The organism is Mesorhizobium sp. GbtcB19, from assembly GCF_019091085.1.
Lineage (GTDB): Bacteria > Pseudomonadota > Alphaproteobacteria > Rhizobiales > Rhizobiaceae > Mesorhizobium.
On sequence record NZ_JAGXJY010000001.1, the window covers coordinates 290017 to 301842 of the forward strand.

Annotated in this window: 12 protein-coding genes; 7 read left to right on the forward strand and 5 right to left on the reverse strand. The window is 64.7% G+C overall.

Annotated elements, in window-relative coordinates; all coding sequences use genetic code 11:
- The first annotated feature begins 4 nt into the window (after positions 1 to 4).
- Positions 5 to 778, forward strand: coding sequence for an SDR family NAD(P)-dependent oxidoreductase (locus tag KVT37_RS01355; RefSeq protein ID WP_217568884.1), 774 nt, complete (start codon positions 5 to 7; stop codon positions 776 to 778).
- A gap of 153 nt (positions 779 to 931) precedes the next feature.
- A complete protein-coding gene (locus KVT37_RS01360; RefSeq protein ID WP_217568886.1) occupies positions 932 to 1363 on the forward strand; it encodes a cupin domain-containing protein in 432 nt (143 codons plus the stop codon).
- A 40-nt stretch (positions 1364 to 1403) separates the two neighbouring features.
- Here KVT37_RS01360 and KVT37_RS01365 read toward each other — a convergent pair whose 3' ends face one another.
- Positions 1404 to 1859: a carboxymuconolactone decarboxylase family protein gene (locus KVT37_RS01365; RefSeq protein WP_217569867.1), complete on the reverse strand. Its 456-nt coding sequence runs from the start codon at positions 1857 to 1859 to the stop codon at positions 1404 to 1406.
- Positions 1860 to 2053: 194 nt separating this feature from the next.
- On the opposite strand from KVT37_RS01365, the gene KVT37_RS01370 reads away from it, so the two are divergent.
- The 3 genes from KVT37_RS01370 to KVT37_RS01380 all read left to right on the forward strand — a co-directional run bounded on the left by KVT37_RS01370 (position 2054) and on the right by KVT37_RS01380 (position 3876).
- A complete protein-coding gene (locus tag KVT37_RS01370) occupies positions 2054 to 2806 on the forward strand; it encodes a copper homeostasis protein CutC (RefSeq protein WP_308642536.1) in 753 nt (250 codons plus the stop codon).
- An 11-nt stretch (positions 2807 to 2817) separates the two neighbouring features.
- Positions 2818 to 3315 (forward strand): GNAT family N-acetyltransferase, encoded by a 498-nt coding sequence (locus KVT37_RS01375; protein WP_217569871.1) that lies wholly within the window; start codon positions 2818 to 2820, stop codon positions 3313 to 3315.
- Positions 3316 to 3390: 75 nt separating this feature from the next.
- Positions 3391 to 3876, forward strand: a complete 486-nt coding sequence (locus KVT37_RS01380) for an SRPBCC family protein (protein ID WP_217568888.1) — start codon at positions 3391 to 3393, stop codon at positions 3874 to 3876.
- A gap of 2 nt (positions 3877 to 3878) precedes the next feature.
- On the opposite strand, the gene KVT37_RS01385 is transcribed toward KVT37_RS01380, so the two are convergent.
- From KVT37_RS01385 to KVT37_RS01400, 4 genes are all read right to left on the reverse strand, one after another.
- Complete coding sequence (locus tag KVT37_RS01385; protein WP_217568891.1) at positions 3879 to 4901, reverse strand: acyltransferase; 1023 nt, start codon at positions 4899 to 4901, stop codon at positions 3879 to 3881.
- Positions 4902 to 5104: 203 nt separating this feature from the next.
- Positions 5105 to 5902, reverse strand: coding sequence for a xanthine dehydrogenase family protein subunit M (locus tag KVT37_RS01390; RefSeq protein ID WP_217568893.1), 798 nt, complete (start codon positions 5900 to 5902; stop codon positions 5105 to 5107).
- A 12-nt stretch (positions 5903 to 5914) separates the two neighbouring features.
- On the reverse strand, positions 5915 to 8263 hold the full coding sequence (locus KVT37_RS01395; protein ID WP_217568895.1) for a xanthine dehydrogenase family protein molybdopterin-binding subunit: 2349 nt from the start codon (positions 8261 to 8263) through the stop codon (positions 5915 to 5917).
- Positions 8264 to 8371: 108 nt separating this feature from the next.
- Positions 8372 to 8872 carry a (2Fe-2S)-binding protein gene (locus KVT37_RS01400; protein WP_217568897.1) on the reverse strand — a complete coding sequence of 167 codons (501 nt, stop codon included), beginning with the start codon at positions 8870 to 8872 and terminating at the stop codon, positions 8372 to 8374.
- A gap of 259 nt (positions 8873 to 9131) precedes the next feature.
- Here KVT37_RS01400 and KVT37_RS01405 point away from each other — a divergent pair, with 259 nt between their 5' ends.
- Positions 9132 to 10325, forward strand: coding sequence for an FIST N-terminal domain-containing protein (locus KVT37_RS01405; RefSeq protein WP_217568899.1), 1194 nt, complete (start codon positions 9132 to 9134; stop codon positions 10323 to 10325).
- Between the two features lie 5 nt (positions 10326 to 10330).
- A complete protein-coding gene (locus KVT37_RS01410; protein ID WP_217569873.1) occupies positions 10331 to 11668 on the forward strand; it encodes a hybrid sensor histidine kinase/response regulator in 1338 nt (445 codons plus the stop codon).
- Positions 11669 to 11826 lie beyond the last annotated feature (158 nt).

Sequence of the window (11826 nt, forward strand, 5' to 3'; positions counted from 1 at the left end):
CACCATGGCCTTGCTCGCAGACAAAACCGCCATCGTCACCGGAGCGAGTTCCGGCATCGGCCGCGCGATCGCGCTGAAATTCGCGGCCGAAGGCGCCAACGTCGTCGTCGCCGACACGGTGGAGCGTCCGATCGAAGGTGGTGAGAGCACCGTCGACATGATCCACGCCGACGGCGGCACGGCCATCTACGTCAAGACCGACATTTCGGACTGGAGCGCGGTCGATGCGCTCGTCGGCGCAACCGTCGATCGGTTTGGCCGGCTCGACGTGATGGTCAACAATGCCGCGATCTACACCAGCACCAATCTGGTCGAGACCACGCCGGAGCAGTGGAACCGCGTCATCGGCGTCAACCTGACCGGCTTTTTCTACTGCAACAAACGCGCCGTCACGCAGATGCTGACCCAGGCGCCGGTCAACGACGTGCGCGGCCGCGTCATCAATATCTCCTCGCAGCACGGCATGGTCGCCTGCCCCGGCGACCTGCCCTATTCGGTGAGCAAGGGCGGCATCGTGCAGATGACGCGCCAGATCGCGGTCGACCATGCCGACGACCTGATCGTCTGCAACGCCATCGCTCCGGGCAAGATCATCACCGGAAAACCGGGCGTCGCCAACGATCCCGACGCGCTCGACTATTCGCGCCGCCGCACGCCCTGGCCCCGGCTCGGGCATCCCAACGACGTGGCGGGCGCGGCGCTGTTCCTCGCCAGTGACATGGCCAGCTACGTCACCGGCATCAACCTGATGGTGGATGGCGGCTGGATGGCCGGCTGACGCACTTGGCAGTGGAACGAGGCCTGTCTGCCGGCGCTTCGCCAAGGGCGGATCATCCCCGAGCCGGCGCCAGCGAAGCGTTAGCTATTCCGCCATCCGGAGCTTGCGCCTTAGCGTCCTCCGCGCCAAGCTGGCGGCCTCTGGAGGAACCACATGCGCAACATCACGGCATCGGCGCTGCTTTTGGTGGCGGCATTTTTCACGACCAACGCGAGCGCGCTGGACAGTTCGAACACGCCGGTCGTGGTGACCCCGCTGGCGTCAAAGACGACGACGGCGTCCGGCCAGCCGATCACGCTGCCGCAAAAAAATGTCGAGGTTCAGGTGTCAGCCTATCAGATAGCGCCGGGCGCGACGCTTCCGGTGCACAAGCACCCCTTCCCGCGCTACGCCTATGTCGAGCAGGGAACGCTGAAGGTCACTAATGTCGAGACCGGCGCCGCCAACACCTACAAGACCGGCGACTTCATCGTCGAGATGATCGGGCAATGGCACCAGGCCACCAACATCGGCGCCGATCCGGTGAAGCTGTTGGTGATCGACCAGGTCGAGCAAGGCGCCAAGAACACGATCCTGAAGCAGTAGCGACAAGGCCCCCGCTTCGACGCGGGGGCCTGTTTGTGCCTCATCCCCAGGCGCCCACCGGCTGCTTCGTGGTGGCGTTCAGGCGGTTGAAGGCGTTGATCAACGCGATCTGGATCACCAGGGCGGCGAGCGCCTTGTCGTCATAGTGGCGCGCAGCCTCGTCCCAGACGTCGTCCGGCACCGCGTCGGAACGGTCGGCCAGGCGCGTCGCGGCCTCGGCGAGCGCAAGCGCCGCGCGTTCCGCATCGGTGAAGTAAGGCGTCTCCCGCCATGCCGACACGGCAAAGATCCGTTCATCCTTCTCGCCTGCTTTCTTCAGCTCGCGCGCATGCATGTCGACGCAGACGGCGCAGGCGTTGATCTGGCTGGCGCGAAGATGAATGAGCTTGCGTGTCACATAAGGCACGTCGCCGGCTTCGGTCGATTTGTCGAGCGCCAGCAGCGCCTGCAGCGCGCCGGGAATGAGCATCACCGGGTTCTTCAATCTTGCTTCCATCATCCGTCTCCTCAGGTTCTGCGGCCGACAGGTCCGCATCAATCAATAACTTTTCAGTTATGAGTTATCCATAACTTTGGAGTTATGTGTTGTCAAGCGACTTCCCTGACTGGACCGATGGTTGCGGCTTTCGCGATGGCGCGCCCGATGCTAGGGCAGGACATTTCCTCGAGAAGCATGGACGGAAACCGGTGGTGGACACGCAAAAACCCCTGATCGAAATCTGCGTCGAAGGCATTGACGGGCTGCTCGCCGCGCAGGCCGCCGGCGCCGACCGGGTCGAGCTCTGCGCCAGCCTGGTCGAGGGCGGCATCACGCCGAGCCTCGGCACGGTGCGCGCCGCGCTCGCAAGCGCGACCATTCCCTTCCATGTCATCGTGCGGCCGCGCGGCGGCGACTTCCTCTACAGCGAGGCCGAATATCGCTCGATGCTGGCCGATGTCGAAGCGCTGCGCGAACTCCGCGTCGCCGGCGTCGTCGTCGGCTGCCTGACCGCGGACGGCGCCATCGACGAGGCGCGCATGAGCGCGCTGGTCGAGGCTGCCGGCCCGCTCAACGTCACCTGCCACCGCGCCTTCGACATGACGCGCGATCCGGCCGAGGCGCTCGAAACGCTGATCCGCTGCAAGGTCGGCCGCGTGCTGACCAGCGGCCAGCGCGACACGGCGGTCGAAGGGGCCGAGCTTCTGGCGGAGCTCGTTCGCCTGGCCGGCTCGCGCATCATCATCCTCGGCTGCGGGGCGCTGGCGCCCGACACCATCGGCGACGTGCGCAAGCGGACCGGACTGACCGAAATGCATTTTGCAGCACTTGCGGATGTGCCGAGCGCCATGCGCTACCGCAACCCGAATGTCGGCATGGGCGGCACCGACCTCGACCGCGAATACCGCAACACCGTGACCGACGAGGCCCAGGTGGCGGCGACGATCGCGGCCGCGAGAGCCTGATGGCCAAGACGATGACCAAAGAACTGCTGCCGATCGAACAGGTTTCGCCCGCCGACGAGGCCGTCATCCTGGCGCTCAACAACGAGCATGCGGCGGAGCTGTCCTGGCTCGAGCCGGAACGGCTTTCATTCCTGCTCGGCGAGGCTTTCTACACGCGGCGCATCGGCTCGCTCGAAGCCTTCATCATGTGCTTCGACCAGGACGCCGGCTATGACAGCCCGAACTTCCTCTGGTTCCGCGAGCGCTATCCGCGCTTCGTCTATGTCGACCGCGTCGTGGTCGCGGCCGCGGCGCGTGGCCGCGGCCATGCCCGCCGGCTCTATGAGGATCTGTTCGAGCAGGCCCTGCGCGCCGGCCACACGATCGTCACATGCGAGGTCAATGCCGATCCGCCCAATCCAGCCTCGGACGCCTTCCACGCGGCGCTCGGCTTCGCCGAAGTCGGCGATGCGGTGATCCACGGCGGCAAGAAGTCGGTGCGTTATTGGGCGAAGCCCATCGCAGACTGAGCAGCGCGGCGCCACTGGCCAGGAAAACAAGCCCCGGCTAATATAGCCACTCCGCTGGCTGGGGGGCGCGACATCATGCCGAGCAATGTCTTCCGCTTCGACGAAAGCTGGGACATCCCCGAGGGCACGCCCCAGGAAGTGTGGGATGTGCTGGCGGACGCCGAGCTTCTGCCGCTCTGGTGGGGTGATGCTTATAAGGAGGTCGAGCCGCTCGACAAGAAGGGCAAGGGTGTCGTCGGCTCGCGCGCGAGAGCCAGGGCGCGCGGTGCTCTGCCCTATGAGCTGAACTTCATCATCGAGGCGGCCGAGCTCGAGCCCGGCCGGCTGGTGGTGGTCAAGACCTTCGGCGATTTCGACGGGCTGTGGCGGGCCGAATTGTCGCCCTCCGGAGAAGGCACGCATGTCGAGCTGATCTGGCAGGTCACGGTCGAGAGGCCGATTCTCAAGCTCCTGGCGCCGCTGCTGAGACCCGCCTTCGCCTGGAACCATCGCTGGACCACACCGCGCGGCGAGGCCGGGCTTCGCCGCTATCTCGCCGCGCAAAAGAACGGCAAGGCCTGACCTTACCAGTTGCGGTTGAGCCAGCCGCGAGCCGGTTTTTCGACGATGTAATAGCTCGCCAGCGCGCAGGCGAACACCGCAGCCAGCAGCGGCAGCGGCGCGCTGCCGCGCTCATAGACGAATTTGTAGAAAGGCTGCTGCCAGAGATAGAGCGAGTAGGACCACAGCCCGAGCATCACCATCGGCCGCGACGACAACAGCCCCGTCAGATAGCCGCCGGCGAAGTCGAGCGTGTTGACGGCCAGCGCCAGCAGCGGCAGGGCAACGACATAATGGATCGGGGTCGGCACGGGATCGAGGAACAGCAGCACGCCGCCAATCGCCGCCGCAAGCGCCGCATGCTGGCTCTTCAGGAAGGCCGGCAGGCGGCCGTCGGCCTTGAGCAGGCAGATCGCGGCGGACAAAAGGATCGAGGCGATGTGCACGTCGGTGCGCCAGTAGGTGGTCTCGTAGCTCATGCCGAGAAGCCCATACGAAATGGCGCCATTGGCCATCGCGAGCAGCGCCAGCACCAGGAGCAGCCGCACGACATTCGCCCTTCCGGTGACCACCACGCTGATCAGCGCCAGCAGGATATAGGAATGCTCCTCGACGCAGAGCGACCAGATATGGTCGAGCGCACCGGCCCGGTTGATGAAGATGCCGGCGTAATTGTAGGTGAATGTCAGCGCCGTCAGCGCCGCCTTCCATTTGAAGGTGATGAAGGTCCCGGCAAGGCCGGTCATGGCGGCAAATACGAACACCAGCAGCGCGGGATAGATGCGCGAGAAGCGGCGCTTGAAGAATTTCTTCAGCGGAAAACGCTCGATGAACAGGATCTCGCCCATCAGCCGGCCGCTGAGCACGAAGAAGAACTCGACGCCGAGCACGCCGAGATTGATTCCCGGCACCGGGAAGAAATGGCCGATCAGCACCAGGGCGATCGAAAGGCCGCGCCAGCCGTCGAGATAGGCCAGCCTTGCGCGTGCCGCTTTGTCTTCTGTGGCCCGTGGCAGGACACCGGCGGACGCGGAGATGTCGGTCATGCCCGTCTTTCGCAACTCGAGGTCCCGCACGGGATCGCCGTGCCGGAACCGCTTCGTCTCCCGCCACGTTTATTTTGCAGTGCGGGATATTATTGTGCAAGTGCGAAGCTGCGAATTCTCAGGTAAATCCCGCCAAGTGGTTGCGAATACAAAAGGAAAAGGGGCCGCGACGGCCCCTTCCTTTGATCCGGGTTGAAAGCGTTTCAGGCGTTGGCGGCGGCCGCCGCGCGCTTGGCCATCACCGCGATGAGGTTGGCGCGGTAGTCGGCGGAGGCGTGAATATCGCTCATCAGCCCCTTTGCCGGCACCTTGAGACCGTTGAGCGCCGAGGCATCGAAGCTCTTCGCCAGCGCCGCCTCGACTTCCTTGGAGCGGAAGACGCCGTCCTCGCCGGCCCCGGTTACCGCGGCCCTCACCCCGTCCTTGCCCTTGGCCACGAACACGCCGACGATGGCGTAGCGCGAAGCCGGGTTGCGGAATTTCTCGTAAGCCGCCTTGGCCGGAGCGGTGAAGCTCACCGCCGTGACGATCTCGCCTTCCTTCAGCGCCGTCTCGAACAGGCCCTTGAAGAATTTGTCCGCCGCGATCTCGCGCTTGTTGGTGATGATCGTCGCGCCCAGCGCCAGCAGCGCCGCCGGATAGTCGGCCGCCGGGTCGTTGTTGGCGATCGAGCCGCCGATCGTGCCCTTGTAGCGCACCGCCGGGTCGCCGATCAGCGATGCCATATGGGCAAGCGCCGGGCAGGCCTTCTTCAGCTTCTCGTCGGCCGAGACGTCGTAATGCGTGGTCGCCGCACCAATGGTGACCGTCTTGCCGGAAACCTTGACGCCCTGCAGTTCCTTCAGCCGCGACACGTCGACCAGGTCCGACGGCGCCGCGAGCCGCGTCTTCATGGCGGGGATCAAGGTCATGCCGCCGGAGAGCAGCTTGGCGTCGCCGTTCTTCAACAGCTTGGCGGCATCGGCGACCGAGGCGGCGCGGTGATAGTTGACCGAATACATGATCGCTCCTCCTCAGTGCTTCTTGGCGCGGATGGCCGACCACACGGTCGACGGCGACGCCGGCATGGCGATGTCGGGGACGCCAAGCGCATCGGTGATGGCATTGATGATCGCCGGCGGCGAGCCGATGGCGCCGGCCTCGCCGCAGCCCTTGATGCCGAGCGGATTGCTGGGGCACGGCGTGTTCGAGGTCGAGACCTTGAACGACGGCAGGTCACCCGCGCGCGGCATGGTGTAGTCCATGTAGCTTGCGGTCAGCAGTTGCCCGCTTCCGTCGTAGTGAGCGCCTTCGAGCAGCGCTTGGCCGATGCCTTGCGCGATGCCGCCATGCACCTGTCCCTCGACGATCATCGGGTTGATGATGTTGCCGAAATCATCCGCCGCGACGAACTGGATGATGTCGGTGACACCCGTCTCCGGATCGATTTCGACCTCGCTGATGTAGCAGCCCGCCGGGAAGGTGAAGTTCGCCGGATCGTAGAAGGCGGTTTCCTTCAAGCCCGGCTCCATGCCGGCCGGCAGATTGTGAGCGGTATAGGCGGCAAGCGCCACCTGGAACCAGGGCAGGCTCTTGTCGGTGCCGGCGACCTTGACCTCGCCATTTTCGATGACGATGTCGCCCTCGTCCGCTTCGAGCAGATGCGCCGCGATCTTCTTGGCCTTTGCCTCGACCTTGTCGAGCGCCTTTGAGAGCGCCGACAAGCCGACGGCGCCCGAGCGCGAGCCGTAGGTGCCCATGCCCATCTGCACCTTGTCGGTGTCGCCGTGGACGATCGAGACCGAGTCGAGCGGCACGCCGAAACGCTGGTTGACCACCTGTGCGAAGGTCGTTTCATGGCCCTGGCCATGGCTGTGCGAGCCGGTCAGCACCTCGATCGTGCCGACGGCGTTCACCCGCACCTCTGCCGATTCCCACAGGCCGACGCCGGCGCCGAGCGAGCCGACGGCCGCCGACGGCGCGATGCCGCAGGCCTCGATGTAGCAGCTCATGCCGATGCCGCGCAGCTTGCCGCGCTTGGCGGCATCCGCCTTGCGCCTGGTGAAGCCGGCATAGTCGGCCGCCTTCATCGCCGCGTCGAGCGAGGCGTTATAGTCGCCGGCGTCATAGTTCATGATCACCGGCGTCTGGTGCGGAAAGGACGTGATGAAGTTCCGCCGCCTCAACTCCGCTGGGGACACGCCGAGCTCGCGCGCGGCGGTCTCCATCGTGCGCTCCAGGAGGTAAGTCGCTTCCGGCCGCCCCGCCCCGCGATAGGCATCGACCGGAGCGGTGTTGGTGTAGACGGTGCGCACATTGGCGTGGATCGCCGGGATGTTGTACTGACCCGACAAAAGCGTGGCGTAGAGATAGGTCGGCACGCAGGACGAGAACAGCGACATGTAGGCGCCGAGATTGGCTATCGTGTCGACCTTGAGGCCGGTGATGCGGTTGTCCTTGTCGAAGGCCATCTCGACCGTCGAGACATGGTCGCGGCCATGCGCGTCCGAAAGGAAGCTCTCGGTGCGGTCGGCCACCCATTTGACCGGAACACCGGTCTTCTTCGAGGCCCACAGGCAGACGATCTCTTCCGGATAGATGTAGATCTTGGAGCCGAAACCGCCGCCGACATCCGGCGCGATCACGCGCAGCTTGTTCTCCGGCGCGACATTGTAGAAGGCGCTCATCACCAGCCGCGCGACATGCGGGTTCTGCGAGGTCGTCCAGCAGGTGTAGTGGTCCTCGGCCTTGTCGTAATGGCCAAGTGCGGCGCGCGGCTCCATCGCGTTGGGCACCAGGCGGTTGTTGACGATCTTCATGCGCGTGACATGCGCCGCCGACTTGATCGCCGCGTCGGTCGCCTTGCCGTCGCCGATCTCCCAGTCGAAGATCAGGTTGTTGTCGGACTCGGCATGGATCTGCGGCGCGCCGGCCTGGATCGCCTTCGTGGCGTCGACCACGGCCTTCAGTTCCTTGTAGGTGATCTCGACCGCTTCGGCCGCGTCGCGCGCCTGGCCCTTGGTCTCGGCGACGACGATCACGACCGCGTCGCCGACATAGCGCACCTTGTCGACCGCGAGCGGCGACCACGCACCCATCTTCATCGGCGAGCCGTCCTTCGAGTGGATCATCCAGCCGCAGATCAGATTGCCGATACCGTCGGCCTTGAGCTCCTTGCCGGTCAAGACGCCGATGACGCCTGGCATGGCTTGCGCCTTCTTCACGTCGATCTTCTTGATCTGCGCATGCGCGTGCGGGCTGCGCACGAACACGGCATGCTTCATGCCGGGAACCACCATGTCGTCGACATAGCGGCCGCCGCCGGTGATGAACCTCTTGTCTTCCTTGCGCGCCACGCGGGCGCCGACGCCTTCGATACCCATTGCGGAAATTCCTCCTCCGGAATTCGGTGAATGGTGAATTGCAAAATGGTGAATGGTCGAACGAGCCAGGCAGCGGCTCTATTCACCATTCACTATTCACCATCCACTCTAAGCTGCCTGTTTCGCCCTGCCCTTGGCGCCCTTCGACATCGTCTGCGATGCCGAAAGAATCGCCTTGACGATGTTGTGGTAGCCCGTGCAGCGGCAGATATTGCCGTCGAGCTCGGCCCGCACCGTCGCCTCGTCGAGGCCTTGCGGGTGGCGCGCGATCATGTCGGTCGCCGCCATGATCATGCCCGGCGTGCAGAAGCCGCATTGCAGCCCGTGATGCTCCTTGAACGCGGCCTGGACAGGATGCAGTTCGGCGCCGTTTGCCAGCCCTTCGATGGTGACGATGGTCGAGCCCGAGGCCTGCGCGGCCAGCATGGAACAGGATTTAACCGCCCGACCGTCGACATGCACGACGCAGGCGCCGCATTGCGAAGTGTCGCAACCGACATGCGTTCCGGTGAGGCCCAGATGTTCCCTGAGGAAATGCACCAGCAGCGTTCGGTCTTCGACGCTCCCGCTGACCCGTTTCCCATTCACAGTCAACGACACGTCCGACATGCAACCTCCCTGGGTATTAACCTTGGTTATCGCGTGCCGATGCCGTGCCTGTGCTTCGGCAGTGCGTTATTCAGGCACCGTACAACGCGCAAAACAGCGCTGCCAGCGCTCCGCCCCTTGTACTTTCGGTCATGGCCGGCAGGCTGTTGAGCACGGCGCCCGGCCCATTGCCAAATCAGGGATTGAGGGCAAAGATACCCTCGACGCGGGCGCACAAGAAAAGATGCGCATAGAATAAGAAAAGACACGTATAAAAGCGTTGGAGGAATCGCGGAGAAGGCAGCTGGCCAGTTCGAGCACACGCTATGCATCGGGCCTTTCGGCGCTCACCACGGATGAGCCCGATCCGAACGCCTTTGCCCGCGCTGTCGCTGCCGAAGCCGCAATCGTCGACGCCAGCTTCGCGCTCCTGTTCTTCTCGCAAAGTCTTGTCGATGCGTCGGCGCTGGCGCTGGCGCTTAAACTGCACGCGCCATCGCTTGCCTATGCCGGCTGCTCGACCGCCGGCGAAATCACGCCGCAGGGACTGGAGGAAGGGCATATCCTTGCCCTGCTTCTGCCGTCGGCATCGTTCTCGGTCGTCAGTACCATGGTCGAAAACCTCTCCTCGTCCGGAATGGACAGGATCACCGGCGAGGTCGCGGCGCTGCGGCGCCTGCTGCGCGGCCGCGCCGGCCACGACCGGGCCAAGAACATATTCGCGCTCTGCTTCATCGACGGGCTGTCCTACGCCGAGGAAGCGGTGACCTCGGCCATCCATTGGGGGCTGGACGACATTCCCCTGATCGGCGGCTCGGCCGGCGACGACTTGAAATTCGAGACGACGAGGCTGATCGCCAACGGCAAGGTCGCGTCCGACAGCGCCATCGTCGTGCTGGTCGCGACCGAGATTCCCTTCCACGTCTTCAAGACGGACAATTTCATTCCCACCGACGAGAAGCTGGTGGTGACGGCGTCGGATCCGGACCATCGCGTCGTGCGCGAATTCAACGCCACCAACGCGGCGGAAGAATATGCCGCTTCCGTCGGCATCGTGCCGCAGACGCTGACACCGCTGAGCTTTGCCTCGCACCCCGTCGTGGTGAAGGTCGGCGGCGAATATTACTGCCGCTCGATCCAGCGCATGCACCCCGACGGTTCGCTGTCCTTCTTCTGCGCCATCGACGACGGCGTCGTGCTGTCAATCGCCCAGCCGAAGAACATGGTGGAAGCGACGCGCAGCGCCCTCCAGGACGTCGAGCACAGGCTCGGCGGCATCGACATGATCCTCGGTTTCGACTGCGTGCTGCGCCGGCTCGACGCGCGCAACCGCCAGGTTTTTCGCGATATCTCCGAGCTCTATCGGACCAACAAGGTCATCGGCTTCGGCACTTACGGCGAGCAGTATCGCTCTATGCACCTCAACCAGACTTTCACCGGCATCGCCTTCGGCGAGCGCCAGGCGGCCGAGTGAGCGCGATGCCGCTTCGCGACATCAACGACATCGAACGACTGAAGAAGATCAACGCGGCGCTGGTCAGCCGTGTCGAGCGCTCGATGGACCAGCAGGGCAACGCCTTCACGCTGTTCCAGACCGCCATTTCGCTGGAAAACCGGGTGCGCAACCGCACCGAGGAGCTGCACGCCACGCTGCGCCGGCTGGAACAGTCGAACATCGACCTGAGCGCCGCCAAGGAGAACGCCGAACTGGCGAACCTTTCCAAGACCAGGTTTCTCGCCGCCGCCAGCCACGACGTGCTGCAGCCGCTGAACGCCGCGCATCTGTCGGTGTCGGCGCTGGCCGAGGTCCAGACCAGCGATGAAGGCAAAAAACTGGTGCGCCAGGTCGAGCGCTCGCTGGAGACGATGGAAGACCTGCTGCGCACGCTGCTCGACATCTCCAAGCTCGACGCCGGCGTGGTGCAGCCGGAGACCGGCGATGTCAGCCTGGAGACGCTGTTTTCCTCGCTGCGCTCGGATTTCCTGCCCGAGGCGGAAAAGAAGGGCCTGTCGCTGAAATTCCGGCCGGTCAATGTCGTCGTGCGTTCCGACCGCACGCTTTTGCGCCGCATCCTGCAGAACATCCTCTCCAACGCGCTGCGCTACACCCGCTCGGGCGGCGTGCTGGTCGGCACCAGGCATCGCGGCGACACCATCCGAATCGATGTCGCCGACACCGGCTGCGGAATCCCTGAGGACCAGCGCGAGGCGGTGTTCGAGGAATTCCACCGAGGTACCGCGACGCTTGCCGATACCGGGCTCGCCGGCGGGCTCGGCCTCGGCCTGGCGATCGTGCGCCGCATGGCCGCCGCCCTCGGCCACCCCGTGACCTTCTCCTCCAAGGTCGGGCGCGGCACCATCTTCCACATCGACGTGCCGGTCGGCATGGCGCCGGCCGAACCGGCGACGGCCGTCGCCGACATGGACCGTCCGCGCGGCTATGGCCTGTTCGGCACCAAGGTGCTGCTGGTCGAGAACGACGCCGACGTGCTCTCGGCCATGACCTCGCTGCTCGAACGCTGGCAATGCCTGGTGCGCGCCGCGACCTCGACCGACGATGCGCTCGATCTCCTGGGAGACACCGCATGGGTGCCCGACATCGTCATTGCCGACCAGCATCTCGACGGCGGCGACCTCGGCACCGCGACCATCGCCGAAGTGCGCGACTATCTCGGCCGTCCGGTGCCGGCCCTGATCGTCACCGCCGACGGCTCCGAACCTGTCGCCAAGGCGGCGCGGGCCGCCGGCATCGAGCTGATGCGCAAGCCGCTGAAGCCGGCGCAGTTGCGGGCGCTGCTGGCGCATCTGTTGGCTTAGCTTCTCCGTATCCCTTTGAACTGAGGGGAGCGGGCCGCTGATCGATTGGAAGGGGTTAATAGGCAAACACACGGTCAATAGGAAATCACGCCACACCTCTTCCAAATTATCGACTGCGTTGACGAGCGAGACCGAAATCGATGTAGTAGACCTGTTGG

Bases quoted from the DNA above. Each gene is read 5' to 3' on its own strand.
- KVT37_RS01410 (WP_217569873.1), top strand. From the start codon at position 10,331: ATGCCGCTTCGCGACATCAACGACATCGAACGACTGAAGAAGATCAAC.
- KVT37_RS01375 (WP_217569871.1), top strand. From the start codon at position 2,818: ATGACCAAAGAACTGCTGCCGATCGAACAGGTTTCGCCCGCCGACGAG.
- KVT37_RS01360 (WP_217568886.1), top strand. From the start codon at position 932: ATGCGCAACATCACGGCATCGGCGCTGCTTTTGGTGGCGGCATTTTTC.
- KVT37_RS01400 (WP_217568897.1), bottom strand. From the start codon at position 8,872: ATGTCGGACGTGTCGTTGACTGTGAATGGGAAACGGGTCAGCGGGAGC.
- KVT37_RS01390 (WP_217568893.1), bottom strand. From the start codon at position 5,902: ATGTATTCGGTCAACTATCACCGCGCCGCCTCGGTCGCCGATGCCGCC.
- KVT37_RS01385 (WP_217568891.1), bottom strand. From the start codon at position 4,901: ATGACCGACATCTCCGCGTCCGCCGGTGTCCTGCCACGGGCCACAGAA.
- KVT37_RS01365 (WP_217569867.1), bottom strand. From the start codon at position 1,859: ATGGAAGCAAGATTGAAGAACCCGGTGATGCTCATTCCCGGCGCGCTG.
- KVT37_RS01380 (WP_217568888.1), top strand. From the start codon at position 3,391: ATGCCGAGCAATGTCTTCCGCTTCGACGAAAGCTGGGACATCCCCGAG.
- KVT37_RS01395 (WP_217568895.1), bottom strand. From the start codon at position 8,263: ATGGGTATCGAAGGCGTCGGCGCCCGCGTGGCGCGCAAGGAAGACAAG.
- KVT37_RS01355 (WP_217568884.1), top strand. From the start codon at position 5: ATGGCCTTGCTCGCAGACAAAACCGCCATCGTCACCGGAGCGAGTTCC.